The sequence below is a fragment of the Cyclobacterium sp. 1_MG-2023 genome (assembly GCF_030546805.1).
Lineage (GTDB): Bacteria > Bacteroidota > Bacteroidia > Cytophagales > Cyclobacteriaceae > Cyclobacterium.
This window is the reverse complement of record NZ_JAUOPC010000012.1, coordinates 100,694-120,116: the sequence shown is the minus strand read 5'-3', so window position 1 is coordinate 120,116 and position 19,423 is coordinate 100,694. Positions and strand designations below refer to the sequence as shown.

Sequence of the window (19,423 nt, the reverse complement as noted above, 5' to 3'; positions counted from 1 at the left end):
TAATTAAAATTTTTGGGCAAATAGTTTAAATAGGTGAGCGATTTGCCTTTATTGATAAAAGTACCAAAATGGCCATTTTGGTACTTTTTACTTTTAGGTGTAATGTTTGCTTTTTTGTTTGGTTTAGGGAAAAATAGAACTATTAAATTATGAGTAAAAAAATGCTAATTCTGGGCTGGGTAACTCTCTTAGGTTTTGGGTTCGTAGGACTTTCATTGGTTTATTTTTTTCAACCAACTACTCTACTTGAACTAGTGATAGGACAATGGCCTCTTGGTAAACAGCTTTTGGCAGGAACCCTAACGGGTATGCTTGGAGCAGGTGTCGCCTTAATTTTTATCAATGCCCCGTTTTTCACGGATGAAAGGCAAAAATACCATAGCATCATTAATAATTTTTCATGGAACGAGCTAGGGATTGTTTTTATTTCCATATGCGCAGGTGTTGGTGAGGAATTGTTGTTTAGGGCAGGACTGCAACCTTTTTTGGGATTGTGGATCACTTCTGTACTCTTTGTGGCCATTCATGGTTATTTAAATCCCTTGAATTGGAAGATTAGCGTCTATGGAATTGTAATGATTGGCTTTATTGCAAGCTTAGGTTATTTATACAAAACAGCGGGGATCCTAGCTGCAATCATGGCGCATACTGTTTTTGATGCTATATTGCTATTTCAGTTAATTGAAAAAAAATCGTTAAAAAGTGCCTAGCCGAAAATTCATGAAGCGTGATTCCCTTTTTTTAATTACTGGGTATCCAATAAAAAAAGCGTGCACAACCGGAATTGTACACGCTTATTCATTCTAAAAACAATGGCTTGTAGAACGCCTATTTACCCACTCAACGGATTCGATTTATTCGAGCGTCACGCTGAATTCATTACTACTTCTACCGGCCGGGCTGATAGTAACATAACGGATTGTTATGGGGTCTTGCCCTTCATCCACTATTGGAGCCAATACCGGACCTGTGTACAGTAAAGCTGTTTGGTCAGCTTTATGTCCATCAAAGGTATAATAGACATTAGCATTAGCCACTAATGGATGAATTTCAACCAAATATCTTCCACTTTTTTCATCCTTACTATAGGCTACATTGGCCTCTGGAATTCTGAAAAACACATTGTCTTCTTCCAATTGACGTAACCTTTCAGGTAATCTCTCAAGACTAAACGATTGATAATCTTTGTCTTCCTTCTTTTTCCAAGCCACTTCAGCCAAGGCAAAAGCTCTTGGGAATAGGAAATATTCCAGCTTGTTATAAGTAGGAATATATTCTGTCCATAAATTAGCTTGAACTCCCAATACATGTTGAGACTCCTCTTCATTTAATTCGCTAGGAATAGGAGAGTAACTGTAAACCTTTTCTAGGGGAAGAAAACCTCCAATAGCCAAAGGTTCTGTGGTTTTGTCTTCTCCTTGGTAATGGTCAAAGTACATATGACTATTGGGTGTCATGATTACATCATGCCCCATTTTAGCTGCTTGAATTCCTCCTTTTTCTCCTCGCCAACTCATAACAGTAGCATTTGGCGCTAGTCCACCTTCGAGTATCTCATCCCATCCAATAAGTTTTCTGTTGTTTTTGTTTAGAAACTTTTCAATTTGCTGGATAAAATGACTTTGTAATTCATGTTCATCTGCTAATTTTTCTTTTTTGATGACTTTTTGTGCAATCTCTGAGGTTTTCCAATGATCTTTAGGGACTTCATCTCCACCAATATGAATGTACTCACTTGGGAATATTTCTATGACTTCTGTAAGTACATCCTCTAAGAAGGTAAAAGCTTGTGGAGTTGGACCATAGATGTTATAATGTACTCCCCAATAGCCGGGGACTTCTTGACTGATGTCGTTATCATATTCCTTTCCATTTTCATTTACAGCAGCAATGGAACCCGTTCCGATTCCTTGAAAAGAATCAAAACTACCAAGTTCCGGGTAGGCTGCTAATACTGCCGAGCTGTGACCGGGAAGCTCTATTTCCGGAATTACCGTAATTTTCCTATCGGCGGCATACTTGACTATATCCTTGGCTTCTTCTTGGGTGTAATAACCACCATGAGGCTTTCCGTCATATACAAATGGCTTGAAATCATAATATTGGCCTATGATAGTTGAATCTCTCCAAGCACTTACCTGGGTAAGTTTTGGGTATTTTTTTATTTCTAATCGCCAACCCTGATCATCTGTTAAGTGCCAGTGTAAAGTGTTTAATTTTAATTGGGCCATTAGGTCAAGTATTTTTTTAACCTGATCTGTACCTATAAAGTGGCGTGATACATCAAGCATAATCCCCCTGTATCCAAAGGCTGGAGCGTCTTTGATTTTTAATTGAGGAACTACAAGTTGGCCTCCATTAATTTCAACCAATTGGTACAAGGATTGTAATCCATAGAAAATACCCTTTGAAGATCCTTTGATATGTATTTTATTTTCGTCAATATTTAATGAGTATCCTTCCTCATTTTGAGCGTCTTCTATTTCTTCTAGAACGATTGATGCATCACTTTTTTGAGGAGCAATTTGTATGGGGAGAATAAAGCCTGTTTTGGCTTTTAATATTTCATTAAAAATCGCAGCAGATTTTCGACTGTTTTCTGTTTTGGCTGCAATTACACTTCCGTTTTTTAACACCAAGTGGCCATCACCCATTTCAATGGACTCAGGTAATGGGATGATATTAAGGTTTTGGGCTTTAAGATTAGCTGCATTCAAAAAGAATAAAAGGCAGGCTAAGGTTAGGACTTTATTCATGATGATTTTTTTGATAAACTTTTATTTTAGATAAATATAATGAAGTTTGTCAAAAAAATTACTTAACAACGATTTGATTTTATAAAATATTACGTTACCGGCTGTATTATCCTTGGGATGGGTTGCGTACCAGTCGTTTTAATTGCCTTTAATATAGAAAGGATTTATTTCAAAAAGGTTAGGGTTTTCAGGAACCACTTTGATCTCAACGGAATGAATGTCATGGTCTCCAAATACCTGAACTGCCGTGAAATTAGTCATGGTTTTTCCTTTATTGTCTCTTAGTGGTTTGGATACCAAAAAGCGGTGGTGGTCGCCATATAGTAATAAAACCGGTTTGTCAAAGGCCTTGACTTGTTGCCTTAGTAAGGTAACAAAGCTAGCATGTCCATTGTTTTCGTCTTTGTTGTTGTAATTTAATCCTGCGTGTAATACAAGCACCAAACCTTTGCTATTGTTTTCTTTAGCCGCTTCGAATAGTGAGATTAGCCAAAAATTATTCGCCAATTCTCTTTCATAAAATTCATCATTAAGGGCTTCAGCTCCGGTATCGAAATTATTATTAGATCCAATTACATGTAATGTACCGAAGGTTACACCGGATTTTTCCCAAGTTGAGTTTTCAGGAAATTTTTCAAAGCCTACAGTTTTATTTTGTCTGGTAAGTACAATTGGCCGCTTTCCTTGACTAATACTGTCTGAAAAAAACAGTTGTCTCAATTTGTCTAATCTTTCTTCAGGGGAATAACTTCCGCAAGATTCTCTATCGCAATCCGTCCATTCGTTATCTCCTGGAGTGTAAATTAAGGCATCCTCAAAAGTGTCAAAATAGTTTTTTATTTTCCCATAATATTCATCTGAACAAGGAACGCTTCCGGACTTTATGTCTCCTACATGCAAAGTGAAAGCAGGATCTGCATCATTTATTTGTTTGATCAGGCGTTCAAACCTTCCAAAATCCTCCGGAAGATGATAAGGGACATCTCCAATAGCCATAAAACGGAAGGAATCACTTTTCTCATTTTTACAGGAGTATAAAAATGAACAGGATATTAATAAAAAGAGGAAAAAGCCGTGTGTTTTCATTGTGGAAAGATAATTATTAAATGGTATATTTTGATAATTCTGTATTTGAAGGTTATGTTAAATTTATGGAAATACTGCTAGTGCCTCTTTAGCCGGTTGAAAGTTTATCTTAAAGCATTATGATTGAATACTGTGTTTCAATCAAAAAGTCTACTTGGTCAAAAGGTTACTTTCCTATTCAAAGGTATCGTATTGTGATTTTAAACTTAATTATGAGGTTAAAACTTTGAATTAGAATTTTGCCCTACTACTTTTATATTTGCTTGGAATTTTCATAATTGTGGGTGAAAAAATAAGGTGATTTTAAAGCTATTGTTTTAAAAATCTCAAATTCATTAACTTTGGCAAGTTAAAAACCTTACTTTTAGTATTCTACCAAATTGAAATAATAAACACCACTGTTAAAGTATACTCTTGACCACTTTATATGACCTTATGCTCAGCCTTACAGGCAAAATTATGACCAATAAATTTACATGCTTATGTCTTTTCCAGGCCTGATAACCATATCCATAGTCATTGTCCTGGTATTTGTGTTGTACAGGGATCTGTTAAGGCCTTCTTTTGCATTTTTGGGGGCAGTGTTTTTGCTGTTGGTTTTACAAATCATTACTCCGGAGGATTTTTTAATGGGGTTGGCAAATAAGCAGATCATAGTCATATTTCTATTGATAGGTTTGACTTCAGGAATACAACAGAATATTGGTACAGGGTTTTTTTTTAAAATTTTCAGTCAAAAATTAAAACCGGGTACATTTAGACTTAGGCTCATGTTGCTGGTAAGTAGCCTTTCCGCAATTTTGAACAATACTCCGGTAGTTGCCTTTATGATACCCTACGTAAAGAAATGGACCAAAACTAATAATTTCCCAGCTTCAAAATTTCTTATTCCACTTTCTTATTCCACCATTTTGGGGGGGATGATTACGGTAGTTGGAACATCTACTAACTTGGTTTTAAATGGGTTAATCAGTCAATTCGGTTATCCATTACTGGGGTTTGAGGATTTCTTGTATTTAGGAGTCTTGGTTGCTTCCATCGGGATGTTATATTTAAGTATCGCATCCAATTACTTATTGCCCTCTAGAGAAGAAAACAAAAGTGAAGTTATTGAGCACCTAAACGAATATTTGGTTGAAACTTATATACCTATAGGTTCATCCATGCATGACAAAACAGTCAAAGAAGCAGGGTTAAGGCAACTGAAAGAAATTTTTCTTGCTGAAATTAGAAGGGGAAAAAAAGAAATTTCCCCTGTTGGTCCCAATGAAGTTTTGCAAGAAGGGGACAAATTGTTTTTTGCCGGTAATTCAGAAGCCATTTTAAAACTGATTCAAGGAGAGCAAGGTTTAAGTTTACCTGAGGATGGGCATGTATCCAATTATGGCTTTTTTCAACTAACAGAAGCGGTGGTTCCAGCCTCCTCATCATTGATCGGCCTTAAGGTAAAAGACAGCGATTTCAGGAACAAATATCAAGGTTCTATCATTTCTATTCACAGAAATGGCACCCAATTGAAAGGGAATATAGGGGAAACAAGGGTGCATGCCGGAGACTTATTCTTAATGTTAACCGGTAAAGACCACGATAGAAATGATTATTATAAGGATTTAATAATTGTTACCCTCAGAGGTGAGATAAGTGCAGACAGAGGGAATTTAAAAAGACTCCCCTCATTATTGGCTTTGTCGGTATTGTTTATAGGGATTATCGGGTGGATAGATCTTTTTATAGCAGCTTTTGCTGGAATCCTTATTTTGTATCTATTTAAAGTGTTAAATTTGCAGACTTTAAAGAAGGCGGTTGATTTGGATCTTTTATTGATTCTGGTTTGTTCACTTTCTTTAGGATTGGCATTAAATAATTCAGGTGCGGCAGGTGTATTAGTTAATCTCCTGATTCAATTTACAGAAGGGGCAGTTCCTATGGTTGGCTTGGTAATATTGTTTATTATTACCTTGGTCTTAACTAGTTTAATTACCAATGCGGCAGCGGTTTCGATTATGTTTCCGATTGCATTGGAGCTAGGTAATCAATTAGAGCAGCCTTTAACCCCCTTTTTCGTTGCAATAGCCTTTGCAGCATCAGGGGACTTTATGACCCCAATTGGCTATCAAACCAATTTGATGGTGATGGGACCTGGAAATTATAAGTTTAAAGATTATTTTGTTATTGGGTTTCCATTAACTTTAATTTATGCTGTCGTAGTATTATTATTTATAAATTGGTATTACCTATAATTGAAATTAAAAGTGTTACATTAATTTTACTTCCAAATGCCTAAGAATATTCATCCATCTGTATTTAAAGTGAAAAGCGAACACCGGGTCAAAGCTCTAGGGCAAAGACCAAGATTAATTTGGTTTACCGGGCTTTCTGGATCGGGCAAATCTACTTTGGCTAATGCTACTGAAGATGCACTTTATGGAATGGGATACCACACGTATCTTTTGGATGGAGACAATGTTCGAACGGGTTTGAATAAAGATCTAACCTTTTCAGACAAAGATAGGGTGGAAAATATTCGAAGGATTGGAGAGGTAGCCAATTTAATGCTTGATGCCGGTTTAATAGTGATTTCTGCCTTCATTTCCCCTTTTATTTCTGATAGGGAATTAATTAGGGATTTGGTAGGTGAAGACAATTTCTTGGAAATTTATTTAGATTGTCCTTTGGAAATATGTGAGGAACGAGATGTCAAAGGATTGTATAAAAAAGCCAGACAAGGTTTGATTAAAGACCTTACTGGAATTGGCTCTCCTTATGAGCCTCCATTAACTCCTTTTGAGGTGGTGCATACTGCCGAAGAAAAAATGGAAGATGCAGTAGCAAGATTGGTAGAGAAAATAAATAAAAAAATAAAAATATAATATGGCACAATACTATTTATCCCATCTGGAAGAGTTAGAGGCAGAGGCAATTTTTGTAATTAGGGAAGTTGTTTCTCAATTTGAAAAACCAGCCTTGTTATTTTCAGGAGGAAAGGATAGCATCGTTTTGGCTCATTTATCCAAAAAAGCTTTTTATCCATCCAGAATTCCGTTTCCTTTAATTCATATTGATACGGGGCATAATTTCCCGGAAACAATTGCTTTTAGGGACGAACTTGTGAAAGAACTAGGAGTACAACTCATCGTTGGTTCGGTTCAGAAAAGTATAGATGATGGAAAGGTCAGAGAAGAAACAGGAGCAAATGCAAGCAGGAACGCTTTGCAAACGGTTACCTTATTAGATACGCTGGAGGAAAATAAGATTGATGCTGCCATGGGTGGTGCCAGAAGAGATGAAGAAAAAGCGCGGGCAAAAGAGCGGTTTTTTTCTCATAGGGATGAATTTGGGCAGTGGGATCCTAAAAACCAGAGGCCGGAATTGTGGAACCTGTTCAATGGAAAAAAACATATGGGTGAGCATTTCAGGGTTTTCCCAATTTCCAACTGGACAGAAATGGATGTTTGGCAGTATATCCAACACCAAAATATAGCCTTGCCTTCACTGTATTTTTCACATCAAAGAGATTGTGTGGTTAGAGACGGGGTTATTTTGGCCAAATCTGATTTCATTCAGTTGAAACCAGATGAAGAAATTAAAAACTTAACTGTAAGATACAGAACCTGTGGAGACATGCCTATCACCGGAGCGGTTGAATCTGATGCCGATGATTTAGATAAAATCATTGCTGAAGTGGCCACCACCAGAACTACTGAAAGAGGTACTAGGGCTGATGATAAAAGGGGAGAGACGGCCATGGAAGACAGGAAAAAAAGTGGTTACTTTTAGGCCGGAAAAATTTCAACATGTATCCTTGCCGAGGATGGGATAAGCTTTCGATGATTATACCAATCAATTTATAATTGAGCAGAACTGGTGTCAAAGGATGCGGCAAAAAGATGATTTATAAAAAATTCTAGAGAATAGTATACATACAATATGAGCATACAGGAAACCAATCAATTGTTAAGATTTACCACTGCGGGATCTGTTGATGATGGAAAAAGTACCTTGATAGGTAGATTGCTATATGATTCAAAATCTATTTTTGAAGATCAGATTGAGGCAGTAAAAACTTCCAGTGAAAAGAAAGGGTTTGACTATGTAGACCTTTCTTTGCTTACAGATGGCCTTAAGTCTGAAAGAGAACAAGGGATTACTATTGATGTGGCGTACAGGTATTTCGCTACCCCAAAGCGGAAGTTTATAATTGCAGATACTCCCGGACATATTCAGTATACCAGAAATATGGTTACCGGTGCATCTACAGCCAACCTTGCTATCATTCTTATTGATGCTAGGAAAGGTTTGTTGGAGCAAACTTTTAGGCACAGTTTTATAGCTTCTTTGCTGAAAATCCCTCATGTAATTGTATGTGTCAATAAAATGGATTTGGTAGATTATGATGAAGAAGTTTACCAAAAAATAGTAAAAAGTTATAAGGACTTTGCTAGCAAAATGGAAATCAAGGATGTTCATTTTGTTCCCATTTCTGCACTCAATGGAGATAATGTGGTGGATAGGTCTAACAATATGAAATGGTATGAAGGACCGACTTTACTTTATTTGTTAGAAAATGTCCACATTGCTTCAGACTTTAATCATATCGATTGCAGGTTTCCTGTTCAAATGGTTATTAGACCTCATACTCATGAGCATCAAGATTTTAGAGGCTATGCGGGAAGAATTGAAGGTGGTATTTTCAAACCTGGGGATGATGTTAAAGTTTTACCTACAGGCTTTACCTCAAAAATCAAAAGTATAGAGTTAGATGGAGAGGCAATTGAAGAAGCCTTTTCACCAATGTCTGTAACCATGACCCTAGAAGATGAATTAGATATCAGTAGAGGGGATATGCTAGTAAGACCAAACAATGTACCTAATGTGGGGCAAGACCTTGATGTTATGGTGTGTTGGATGAGTACAAATTCCTTGAGGGGAAGAACAAAACTTATCCTTAAACATACAACCCAAGAATGTCAAGTAATGGTGCGAGAGATCCTTTACAAAGTAAATGTCAATACGCTACATAGAGAAGAAGGGGTGGAACAAATAGGTATGAATGATATAGCAAGAATTAGTATTAGGTCTGCCAAACCTTTGTTTTTTGATGCTTATAGAAGAAATAGGCAGACAGGATCAATTATTTTAATTGATCCCAATACAAATGAGACCGTTGCTGCAGGAATGGTGATATGAGTCTTTCATGAAATGGGTTTATATAATAATCTTATAATAGAAGAATAGTCAAGCTAAATAGGTTTGACTATTTCTTTTTGAATGCCTTCCTACTTATTCTAAAGTTTAATCAATAGGTTTATAATCTTTTAACTTATAATAAAGACATTATGGAAATTGATGAGAAATTGTTTACTGATATTGCTATAGAAGCAGCTAAAGCTGCAGGGCAAGAGATTCTAAAAATATATAATAGCGCAGATTTGGGTGTTGAATACAAGGCTGATGATTCACCACTTACCAAAGCTGATTTGGCGGCCCATAAATTAATATGCGATTTTCTAACCAAGACTAATTTACCAATCCTTTCTGAAGAGGGGAAAAGTATAGCCTATAGTGAGAGAAAAATGTGGGAATATTTTTGGATGGTAGATCCCTTGGATGGCACCAAGGAATTTGTAAAAAGAAATGGTGAGTTTACAGTCAATATAGCTCTTATTCACAAAGGAATACCTATTATGGGGGTTGTTTATGCTCCAGTTTTGGATTGGTTGTTTTGGGGTAACAGTCAAGGTGCATGGAAAATTGAAGGGACGGATCCAGCGGTAGCTCTTCAAAAGAAAATTGAGGGTCCTGTAAAAACTATTGTAGCCTCAAGATCTCATTTGAGTCCTGAAACCCAAGAAATTATAGATCAGTACCCAGAGGCTGATGTGGTCAGTATGGGGTCATCCTTAAAATTTATGCTTTTAGCAGAAGGTAAGGCGCAGCTTTACCCTAGGTTTGCTCCTACAATGGAATGGGATACAGCTGCTGCACACGGGGTGTTAAAGGCCTTAGGTTACGAAATAAAAAAAGTAGATATTGACGAACGACTGGATTATAATAAGGAAAATCTATTGAACCCTTGGTTTATTGCTTCTTAAATGACTTCATCCAGCTGGGACTAGGGTAGGTCATTTATATTGATTTTAAAGAGATATCTTTTGTCAAAATCTATCTTAAAATCGCTATAGCATAAACCTGAAGTTTTAAATATTTCTATTCATAAACCTGAATTTAAATAATTGGAATATTATTGGTCTTTTTAGTCCTTCAAATGACTGAATTTTAAGGTGTAATAAAGATTATGTTGGTAAATTCATGGTCTTTAAAGGGGGATTTATCAAAATTGATCATTTTTGATAAAAGTGGCTTTTGAAATCTTATTTGTTAAGTGCGGTTTTGTTTATGTAAAATACTTTTTACTCTATGTAAATATGTGATTGTCATTTTTTTATTTTATATTAGAAAAATTACTATAATTAATAATATATTTGTCAATCATTAAGTAATTTGTACTTGGCATTGGTGAAAAATGAACGCTTGTCGACTTCGATGTTAGTTTGTTGATCCCAATGATGTTAAAATTGGAGGAGAAATTGATCGAGACCGATGTTGGTAAATTAAGGATCTTTTCATTGATGGTACATACAATTAATGAGTTGATGCCCGAAACCGATTTATTATAAGCAGGTTGCTAAATTTTTAAGAATCTGCCAATAATAGTTGAATATTTGACGATAAAAGTTTGTATTTTGAATACCCATAAAAGCCTACAAATTTATACTTAAATTAAACAGTGAATTAAACCAAAGGGATAAAGAAAATAAAGATAGATAAGGGGAGAAATGCATTATAATCCTCCCATTAAATGTCGAATTGGATTATACAAAAAAACGCGAATAGCGACAGTGAAGATTAAGGGTTTAATGGTTTGATTTTAGTATTTTTGTTTTATTTTTAATTATTGGAGTATTAGGGTATGGATGAGATTGCCCTTATTTATAAAATGTTTTAAACTATAAGAAATGAAGATCCAAAGTATTTGTTGTATTGGTGCTGGTTATGTTGGTGGTCCAACTATGGCTGTAATAGCAAAAAAATGTCCTGATATTAAAGTTACCGTTGTAGATCTCAATGAGGCTCGAATTGCAGCTTGGAATGACGAGGATGTTTCCAAAATCCCTGTTTATGAGCCCGGGCTTTCAGACGTGGTGGCAGAAGCTAGAGGAAGGAATTTATTTTTCTCAACTGATGTAGACAAGGCAATTGACGAAGCTGAAATGATTTTTATTTCTGTTAATACGCCTACTAAGACCTATGGAGAAGGAAAAGGACAGGCTGCAGATTTAAAATGGATAGAACTTTGTGCAAGACAAATTGCCAGGGTTGCAAAAGGTGATAAAATTGTAGTTGAAAAATCTACACTTCCTGTAAGAACTGCAAGTACACTTAAGGATATTCTTGAAAATACAGGGAATGGAATGAATTTCCAGATCCTTTCTAACCCTGAGTTTTTGGCAGAAGGAACTGCAGTAGAAGATCTAATGGCACCAGATAGGGTATTGATAGGTGGGGATCAAACTGAAGAAGGATTAAAGGCAATTGATGCATTAGTAAATGTTTATGCCAGGTGGGTGCCTAAGGAGCGTATACTCACTACCAATGTTTGGTCTTCTGAGTTATCAAAATTAACTGCAAATGCATTTTTGGCGCAACGTGTCTCTTCTATCAATTCACTTTCAGAACTTTGTGAACATACTGAAGCGGATGTAAATGAGGTTTCAAGAGCTATAGGAACTGATTCCAGAATAGGACCAAAATTTCTTAAAGCATCTGTAGGTTTTGGAGGTTCTTGTTTCCAAAAAGATATACTAAACCTTGTTTATATTTCACGATCTTATGGGCTTAATGAAGTTGCGGATTACTGGGAACAAGTGATCATTATGAATGATTATCAGAAAAAACGCTTTTCAAATAAGATCATTAAAAACTTATACAATACTGTAAGTGGTAAAAAAATAGCATTTTTAGGCTGGGCATTTAAGAAAGATACAAATGATACCCGTGAATCCGCGGCCATTTATGTTGCTGACCATTTATTAAATGAACAATCTAAAGTTTCGGTTTATGATCCTAAAGTAACCGAGCAACAAATTTATTCTGACTTGGATTATTTGGGTAGTAGAGCTCCTGAAGAAAATAAGGATTCCTTATTGGTAGTTGATGATCCATACGAAGTTTGTAAAGGGGCGCATGCTGTGGCTGTCCTTACAGAATGGGATGAATTCAAAACCTATGATTGGCAGAAAATTTATGATAACATGTTGAAGCCTGCTCATGTTTTTGATGGACGTAACATCATGGATAAAAAAGCCTTGAGAGATATAGGTTTCAAGGTACACGCGATTGGTACGGCTGATGACAATTAATTGATTACTTGTTCTTCTTTAGCTTTTGATCCTTCTATAGGTAAGTCTAAAACCAAAGAAAAACATGTTAAAATAATAAAAAAAGGTGAACGTTAATTCGTTCACCTTTTTTCTGCTTAATAGCATTTGATTTTCAATTCAACCCAATAGTTTTTTGACTTTATCAAGTCTTTACCATATCTCCTAAAAGATTAATTCTTTATAGATGACTGCCACTTAAGAACTACTTGAAGCATCAGAAGATGTCCCTAGCTTAATATTGTGGTAAATCCATTAAGAAAATTTTACTAGATTCAAGGGCAACTATTGAATATTCATTAAAGTCTATTAATCCTTGACATCGTCTTTTACTTCATCCATTATTTTTTCCAAAGCTTTAACGTCTAGTTTTTCATCTTTGGCAAAAAATGAAGCTAAATTGGCAAATGATCCGCTAAAATAACCAGTCAATAAATTCTTAATTGTAAAGCTTCGGTATTCATCCTTTGAAACAATAGGATAATATTCATGAGACTTGCCATAAGCCTTATGCTTGACAAAGCCTTTTCTTTCCAAAATACGTATGATTGTTGAAACAGTGTTATACGCCGGTTTTGGAGCTGTCATTTTTTCTAGGACATCTTTGACAAAGCCTTTCTCAATGTCCCATAGAATCTGCATTATTTGCTCTTCTGCTCTTGTTAGTTCTCTCATATTTGTTTTAAAGTAGGTGATTTTGGATCAACTTAACCATTTAGTTTTGTAAATGCAATTTTTTTTATAAAAATATAACATTTTTTATGCTATATGGTTAGAAATTAAAGTCAAAACCTATTCTAAAGCCAAAAATTCAACTATTTAATTGACCTGATTTTGATACATTTTTCATGAGTAACACATTTTTTTTCACCTATTTTTTTATACTTATTGTGCTTGTTTAGTCAAAAAAAATCCCTTCAAACTGAAACCGTAATGATTCAATTTGAAGGGATAATATTTTTTTACACCTATTTCTTTAAGGGGTCAATTGGTAGGTTTTAATTTTATAATTCCTGTAGCATGCAATAGTTTAACAATTGGATAGGTCGGGTCAAATTCGTACCACTTGACTGCAAAATTTACCCTTTTAGGAAGTCGATGATGGTTGTTCTGGAATAGCTCACCTAACATTAAAAAGTCTAAAATCAGCGAATTTTTTGATTTGTCATTGTTATCAAAATTGGCATAGCCGTATTTGTGACCACTCCAATTGACTATTGCACCATGAACTGGTCCCATCATAAAATGAATAGGTAAAAGGAAATACATCCACCAATGTGTTCCTGCTAGTTCAAAAACACTAATGCTTAACACATAAATCAATACATAGACTAAAAGCCAGCCAATTCGTATTCCCATCGTATCTGCAAACTTGTCAAATTGATTCCAATCAGGAACATCTTTTATAAACCTTTCCTCAGGTTTTGCCCTAAAAGTGAAATGTTCATTGTAAATCTTTTTTGTTTTCCACATCATGGTAAAAAGGTTTTCGGTATGGTGTGGGCTATGAGGATCTAAAGGCGTATCACTATAAGCATGGTGCATCCTGTGAAGAATAGCATAAGCTCTGGGAGATAGGTAAGAACTGCCTTGACAAACCCAGGTGAAAATGTAAAAAAATTTCTCCCAATATTTGTTCATGACAAACATTTGATGAGCCGCATACCTGTGAAGGAAAAAGCTTTGGCAAAATAGAGAGAAATACCAGTGTAATAGAAAGAAAATAATTAGAATCACTTTTGATAAAATTTGATATACTCTACAAAATTAAATCCTTTCTTTGGTAAATAAGCAATCCGTGACTTATTTTTTATAAAAGGTGATTTTATTCATATTTTCTGCTTGGAATTCACCTTTTTTTTGGTCCAAAAGGTATTCTTTTTAAATAATGAGAAGATTATTATACATTTAAGGATTCAATGAATAGACCCACCCAAAATAACAAGCGCTATTCCGCAAAAACGGATTTGCAGTCATATCCAAATGACTTGCCGGAAATTGATGATGCCAAGCTTTGGCAACAATTTAGAGGTGGAAGTGAAACTGCATTTATCAAGATTTACAATGATAATTTTGATATTTTGCTAAATTATGGTTTTCAACTTTCAAGAAATCAAGAACTTATTGAGGATTGTATTCAGGATGTCTTTATATATCTAAGGCAAAAAAGAAAATCTTTGGGTCCTACAGATTGCATTCGTTTCTATCTTATGAAATGTATGAAACGAAAACTTATTGATGAAATCAAAAGTTCCAAAAAGCCTTTGTCTGTTAACCATCAGGATGGATTTCAGATAACATTTTCTCATGAAGATATTCTTATTGATCAACAAATTCAACAAGAAAAGTCAGAAAAATTAAATAAAGCATTAAGTATTCTTCCTCGAAAACAAAGAGAAGCTATTTATTATTTTTATTTTCAGAATTTAAATTATTCTCAGATTAGTGAATTGTTGGGCTTTGATCATGTGAAGTCGGCCCGTAATTTGGTTTATAAGGCCCTTTCAGCCATGAAATCTGCTATGAAGTAATTCTTTTCGCTTCAATATTTTAGCTTTGGTAATTTCCAATTTTAACCTTTAGAGAAATTTATTTTAATTTTTTGTTAAAAATCTGATGTCATTCTGACTTTTCAGCCCTTATGGGATTGAAGGACAAAAAATGGACAGAAAGGAAGACATACCAATACTCTTACTTACCAACCCCGAATTTGTAAAGTGGGTTAAGGAGCCCAATGAGGAGTTGGATATCTATTGGATGAATTGGATGCAGGCCCATTCAGAAAAGGTGATGGAGGTGAAAAAGGCTAGAGAAATCCTGTTGGGGCTTAAAGATCAGCCTTATAAGGTTTCTGATGATGTTAAATCTAGAGTTCTTCAAAATATTTTAGCTCATGAGCAGGCCTACGAAATTGATTTTCAAGTTCATCAAAGCTCCCATTCCTGGCTGACCATTAAGCAATGGTATAAAGTGGCTGTAATTTTAGTTTTAACAAGTTTTATGGGCTATTTACTCAGTCAATTTGTGACAGCTGAGCCAACAAAAAGTGAGGCACAGGTTTCAAAACCTGTCATGCTTACCAAATCAACGCACTTTGGAGAGAAGTTAAATTTTAAACTCCCTGATGGATCTAGTGTTTGGCTGAATTCAGGTAGTCAACTGACCTTCCCTGAGAGATTTGATTCTCTGGAAAGGAAAGTTACTTTATTGGGAGAGGGATATTTTGAGGTGAAAAAAGATTCTTCTAGAGTTTTTAAAGTCGTATCAGGTAACATTGAAACTGCAGCTTTGGGAACTTCTTTTAATATCAATTTTTTTGACACCAATGAAGTTTTTGTATCCCTGCTAACGGGGAAGGTCGAAATTCATTCTGATTCTGCTAATAAAACCTATTTACTAGATCCCGGAGAACAACTGCAATACAAACAAGTCACTAATCAATTTAACATTACTGAGTTTTCTGATGCCGAGGCAATTGGCTGGAGAGAAGGGTTACTTGTTTTCGAAAATGCAGCTTTTGATGAGGTGGTTGCTGTACTCGAAAGATGGTATGGGGTAGAAATACAGGTCATCGGAAAACCCAGAATGTCTTGGGCTTTGAGCGGAAAGTACTTCAATCAAACCCTCGATTTGGTGTTGGACAGAATGTCCTTCATAGAGTATTTTAAATACGAGATAAATGGAAAAAAAATATACTTAAAATTTAAATAATATGATGCATGGTAAATAAGATGAATACAAAGGTGTAAAACCTATTAATTGGATAATTTCTTTTTATTGTCCAATAGTCAATAATTGAAAAAATAAACCTAAAAACTATGAAATTTAAATTACAAAAGACAATTTACCTATTGTCCCGCTACTTCTTGTATGGATTCACTTTACAGCTTTTTCTCTTTAATTTTGTTTTGGCCCTTAACCTAAAGGATCAATACCAATCAATAGATGAGGTAAAGGTGAATATAAATGAAAAGGAAATGACGTTGGGCCGTTTTCTTCAGAAAGTTGAAAAGCAAACCGCTTTTACCTTTTCATTCGATAAAAAGGATGTAAATGAAAATATCTCTCTGGTACTTTCCAAAGGCAATGCTAGTGTAGAGTCAATATTAAAAGAAGTTGCCTCTCAGACTACTTTGGGTTTTCGCCAAGTCAATGATCAAATTGATATTAGACTTACACAAACTGAGAAGACGCCTATAACCGCCGAAGTGGACAGAACTATTAAAGGTGTAATAAAAGATGATGAAGGACAGCCTTTGCCCGGAGCTACAATTTCTGTTCAAGGAACCACTACAGGCACTATTTCTGACTTGGATGGTAGCTATTCTTTAACAGTACCGGATGGAGCTGTTTTGGTCTTTTCATATATAGGATATGAGGCACAAACAATTTCCATCGGCAATCAATCTGTAATAGATGTGACCATGGAAATGGATGCATCCTCTTTGGAAGAAGTAATCGTTGTGGGCTATGGTACACAAAAGAGGAGTGACCTTACGGGAGCAGTTTCTTCCGTAAAAGCGGAAGAATTGACTGCTTATCCGGCTATTGATGCTGTGCAGGCTCTCCAAGGAAGGGCTGCCGGTGTGCAGATTCAATCCAATAATGGTGCGCCAGGAGCAAGCATGAAAGTAAGGGTAAGAGGCGGAACTTCAATTAACGCGAGTAGTGATCCTATTTTCGTTGTGGATGGATTTATTGGAGCAGCAATGCCACCACCTGAAGATATAGCCTCTATGGAGGTGCTGAAGGATGCATCTGCTACTGCAATTTATGGTTCAAGAGGAGCCAATGGTGTTATTATGGTAACTACCAAAAGAGGAAAGTCAGGAGCAGCAAAGATTGATTTCAATACCTCTTACAGTATGCAAAATGAAATTAATCGACTTGATTTATTGAACGCTTCTCAATTTAATGACTATATATCTGATGCAAGACCTAATATTCAGCCAGCCGGTGGAGACACCGATTGGCAAGATCAGATTTTTAGAACCGGTGGTATTCAAAATTACCAACTTTCTATATCCGGAGGAACAGACAATGTTAATTATTATGTTTCAGGGTCTTATTTTGACCAAAAAGGGGTAATCATTAATTCTGACTTTAATAGGTTTAGTATTACCAGTAATTTAGATATTCAAGCTACTGAAAAACTCAAAATCGGATTAAATCTATTCGCTAGGAGAAGTAGTAGTGATGGTGTTAGAACCCAAGAAAGTTCTGGAGGGTTAACTCCTGGAGTTGTTGCTTCCGCTTTTAAATTCGAGCCTGACCAACCTATTTATAATGAAGATGGATCCTTTACCGTGGCCAGACTTAATGATCCTCATGACAATCCTTATGCAGTGGCCACCCAATTGCAAAATGAAAATGTTAATGACCGGTTTCAGGGAAATTTCTTTGCTGAATACGATATAATTGAAGGGCTTAAATTTAAAACCACCTTTGGCGCTACTGCAAATTCTTCAAGAACAGGAACCTATGCTCCAACCACGGTTACAGAAGGTAGAAATGTAGGTGGTGATGCCTCTATCAATGCATACAGGAATACTTTGGTTTTGAATGAGAATTACCTTACCTATTCCAAAACTTTTGCAAATGACCATACTTTTTCAGCGATGGGGGGATACTCTTTCCAATCTTCAGAGAGTGAAAGCTATGGCGCTAGAGGAACTTCCTTTATTACTGATGCCTTTTCATTTTGGAACCTAGGATCATCAGCTGTTTGGCAGGCGCCTAATTCAGCTTTGACTGATTGGCAAATTTCTTCTTATTATGGACGATTAAATTATTCCTTGGGAGACAAGTACTTGTTTACATTCAATGCAAGGTATGATGGTTCTTCCACATTTTCCAAAAATAATAAATGGGCATTTTTTCCTTCAGGAGCAATTGCTTGGAACATGAAAAATGAAAAATTCCTTGAAACTTCTGATTTGATTAGTTTTTGGAAATGGAGAGGTAGTTATGGAATCACAGGAAACCAGGCCATCTCACCTTACCAAACTTTGGCTAGATTTTCACCAGTATTTTCTATTATTGATGGGGTACCTGTAAATGCTGTTAGACCCACCACTGTGGCCAACGATAACTTGACTTGGGAAACTACTGCCCAATTAAATATTGGTACAGACATTGGTTTTTGGGACGATAGGGTAACCTTGTCAGCTGAGTATTACCGAATGGTAACTTCTGACCTACTATTTGCTGTTCAGTTGCCTCAATATTCAGGGTATACTACCCAATTGAGAAATATTGGAGAAGTTGAAAATAAAGGAGTAGAACTTACATTAGGCTCTAGAAACCTTGTGGGAGCTTTTCAATGGGACATGGACATTAACTTTTCTAGAAACCGAAATACCATACTTTCTTTACCCGAAGGAACTGATATTCAGTACGGATCAGGCCCAGGACATATGGTGGGCTTAGGTACTACTCAATTATTACAAGAAGGCAGCTCTGTAGGTAGCTTTTATGGTTGGGTATATGATGGGGTTTACCAAGAAGGTGATGAGTTCCTTTCCGGAGGTGGATTTGAGCAAGAAGCCGGAGGAGAGAAATTCAAAGATTTAAATGACGATGGTGTACTTAATAGTGATGACAGACAAATAATTGGTAATCCTCATCCTGACTTCTTTTGGGGGTGGAATCATGATTTCAGATACAAAAACTTTGACCTGAATGTGTTTTTTCAGGGCTCTGTTGGGAATGATATCCTTAGTTATACCTTAATGGAACTTAATTTAATGTCCGGAATTAACAATGCTACTACAGAAGCATTGGACAGGTGGACGCCTACGAATACACAGACTGATGTGCCTAAGGCATTTAACGGTAGAACCAGAAGGGTGTCCACTAGGTGGATTTTTGATGGGACTTACACAAGGTTAAAGAACCTTTCTCTAGGATATAATTTTCCTTCAACTGTTGTGGACCGTCTGGGGCTTTCCAAACTTAGGCTTTATGTAAGTGCGCAGAATATATTAACCTTCACTTCTTATGAAGGATATGACCCAGAGGTTAATTATCGGTCTGAAGGAGCTACAGATGGAAATAGAAACCTAGGGCTTGATTACGGAAGTTATCCGAATGCAAAGAGTTACACCATAGGTCTAAATGTAGGATTTTAAGCAACCAAAAAAG

The 19,423-nt window shown here is 35.9% G+C and carries 14 protein-coding genes; 10 read left to right on the top strand and 4 right to left on the bottom strand.

Annotated elements, in window-relative coordinates:
• Positions 1-149: 149 nt before the first annotated feature.
• Positions 150-710, top strand: a complete 561-nt coding sequence (locus Q4534_RS18220; protein WP_303614586.1) for a CPBP family intramembrane glutamic endopeptidase — start codon at positions 150-152, stop codon at positions 708-710.
• Between the two features lie 144 nt (positions 711-854).
• Here Q4534_RS18220 and Q4534_RS18215 read toward each other — a convergent pair whose 3' ends face one another.
• Both Q4534_RS18215 and Q4534_RS18210 read right to left on the bottom strand, forming a co-directional pair.
• Positions 855-2,756, bottom strand: a complete 1,902-nt coding sequence (locus Q4534_RS18215) for a beta-N-acetylhexosaminidase (protein WP_303614585.1) — start codon at positions 2,754-2,756, stop codon at positions 855-857.
• Between the two features lie 138 nt (positions 2,757-2,894).
• The gene (locus Q4534_RS18210; protein WP_303614584.1) at positions 2,895-3,842 is read right to left on the bottom strand and encodes a metallophosphoesterase; all 948 of its coding nucleotides are present in this window, start codon (positions 3,840-3,842) and stop codon (positions 2,895-2,897) included.
• A gap of 482 nt (positions 3,843-4,324) precedes the next feature.
• Here Q4534_RS18210 and Q4534_RS18205 point away from each other — a divergent pair, with 482 nt between their 5' ends.
• The 6 genes from Q4534_RS18205 (at position 4,325) to Q4534_RS18180 (ending at position 12,262) form a co-directional block, all read left to right on the top strand.
• The gene (locus Q4534_RS18205; protein ID WP_303614583.1) at positions 4,325-6,082 is read left to right on the top strand and encodes an SLC13 family permease; all 1,758 of its coding nucleotides are present in this window, start codon (positions 4,325-4,327) and stop codon (positions 6,080-6,082) included.
• A gap of 36 nt (positions 6,083-6,118) precedes the next feature.
• Positions 6,119-6,712: an adenylyl-sulfate kinase gene (gene cysC, locus Q4534_RS18200; protein WP_303614582.1), complete on the top strand. Its 594-nt coding sequence runs from the start codon at positions 6,119-6,121 to the stop codon at positions 6,710-6,712.
• A 1-nt stretch (position 6,713) separates the two neighbouring features.
• Positions 6,714-7,619: a sulfate adenylyltransferase subunit CysD gene (cysD, locus tag Q4534_RS18195; protein ID WP_303614581.1), complete on the top strand. Its 906-nt coding sequence runs from the start codon at positions 6,714-6,716 to the stop codon at positions 7,617-7,619.
• 150 nt (positions 7,620-7,769) lie between these two features.
• Positions 7,770-9,029 carry a sulfate adenylyltransferase subunit 1 gene (locus Q4534_RS18190; RefSeq protein WP_303614580.1) on the top strand — a complete coding sequence of 420 codons (1,260 nt, stop codon included), beginning with the start codon at positions 7,770-7,772 and terminating at the stop codon, positions 9,027-9,029.
• A 149-nt stretch (positions 9,030-9,178) separates the two neighbouring features.
• On the top strand, positions 9,179-9,934 hold the full coding sequence (cysQ, locus tag Q4534_RS18185) for a 3'(2'),5'-bisphosphate nucleotidase CysQ (protein ID WP_303614579.1): 756 nt from the start codon (positions 9,179-9,181) through the stop codon (positions 9,932-9,934).
• Between the two features lie 924 nt (positions 9,935-10,858).
• Positions 10,859-12,262, top strand: coding sequence for a UDP-glucose 6-dehydrogenase (locus Q4534_RS18180; protein WP_303614578.1), 1,404 nt, complete (start codon positions 10,859-10,861; stop codon positions 12,260-12,262).
• A gap of 327 nt (positions 12,263-12,589) precedes the next feature.
• Here the strand turns inward: Q4534_RS18180 and Q4534_RS18175 are convergent, their stop codons facing one another.
• Positions 12,590-12,955, bottom strand: a complete 366-nt coding sequence (locus Q4534_RS18175) for a BlaI/MecI/CopY family transcriptional regulator (protein WP_014023052.1) — start codon at positions 12,953-12,955, stop codon at positions 12,590-12,592.
• Positions 12,956-13,264: 309 nt separating this feature from the next.
• Positions 13,265-14,017 carry an acyl-CoA desaturase gene (locus Q4534_RS18170; RefSeq protein WP_303614577.1) on the bottom strand — a complete coding sequence of 251 codons (753 nt, stop codon included), beginning with the start codon at positions 14,015-14,017 and terminating at the stop codon, positions 13,265-13,267.
• Positions 14,018-14,199: 182 nt separating this feature from the next.
• On the opposite strand from Q4534_RS18170, the gene Q4534_RS18165 reads away from it, so the two are divergent.
• The 3 genes from Q4534_RS18165 (at position 14,200) to Q4534_RS18155 (ending at position 19,410) form a co-directional block, all read left to right on the top strand.
• Entirely contained in the window at positions 14,200-14,811 is a 612-nt protein-coding gene (locus Q4534_RS18165; RefSeq protein ID WP_303614576.1) for an RNA polymerase sigma factor, read from the top strand.
• Positions 14,812-14,941: 130 nt separating this feature from the next.
• Complete coding sequence (locus tag Q4534_RS18160) at positions 14,942-15,991, top strand: FecR family protein (RefSeq protein WP_303614575.1); 1,050 nt, start codon at positions 14,942-14,944, stop codon at positions 15,989-15,991.
• A 107-nt stretch (positions 15,992-16,098) separates the two neighbouring features.
• Entirely contained in the window at positions 16,099-19,410 is a 3,312-nt protein-coding gene (locus Q4534_RS18155) for a TonB-dependent receptor (protein ID WP_303614574.1), read from the top strand.
• The last annotated feature ends 13 nt before the right edge of the window (positions 19,411-19,423 follow it).

Bases quoted from the DNA above. Each gene is read 5' to 3' on its own strand.
- Q4534_RS18220 (WP_303614586.1), top strand. From the start codon at position 150: ATGAGTAAAAAAATGCTAATTCTGGGCTGGGTAACTCTCTTAGGTTTT.
- Q4534_RS18215 (WP_303614585.1), bottom strand. From the start codon at position 2,756: ATGAATAAAGTCCTAACCTTAGCCTGCCTTTTATTCTTTTTGAATGCA.
- Q4534_RS18210 (WP_303614584.1), bottom strand. From the start codon at position 3,842: ATGAAAACACACGGCTTTTTCCTCTTTTTATTAATATCCTGTTCATTT.
- Q4534_RS18205 (WP_303614583.1), top strand. From the start codon at position 4,325: ATGTCTTTTCCAGGCCTGATAACCATATCCATAGTCATTGTCCTGGTA.
- cysC (WP_303614582.1), top strand. From the start codon at position 6,119: ATGCCTAAGAATATTCATCCATCTGTATTTAAAGTGAAAAGCGAACAC.
- cysD (WP_303614581.1), top strand. From the start codon at position 6,714: ATGGCACAATACTATTTATCCCATCTGGAAGAGTTAGAGGCAGAGGCA.
- Q4534_RS18190 (WP_303614580.1), top strand. From the start codon at position 7,770: ATGAGCATACAGGAAACCAATCAATTGTTAAGATTTACCACTGCGGGA.
- cysQ (WP_303614579.1), top strand. From the start codon at position 9,179: ATGGAAATTGATGAGAAATTGTTTACTGATATTGCTATAGAAGCAGCT.
- Q4534_RS18180 (WP_303614578.1), top strand. From the start codon at position 10,859: ATGAAGATCCAAAGTATTTGTTGTATTGGTGCTGGTTATGTTGGTGGT.
- Q4534_RS18175 (WP_014023052.1), bottom strand. From the start codon at position 12,955: ATGAGAGAACTAACAAGAGCAGAAGAGCAAATAATGCAGATTCTATGG.
- Q4534_RS18165 (WP_303614576.1), top strand. From the start codon at position 14,200: ATGAATAGACCCACCCAAAATAACAAGCGCTATTCCGCAAAAACGGAT.
- Q4534_RS18160 (WP_303614575.1), top strand. From the start codon at position 14,942: ATGGACAGAAAGGAAGACATACCAATACTCTTACTTACCAACCCCGAA.
- Q4534_RS18155 (WP_303614574.1), top strand. From the start codon at position 16,099: ATGAAATTTAAATTACAAAAGACAATTTACCTATTGTCCCGCTACTTC.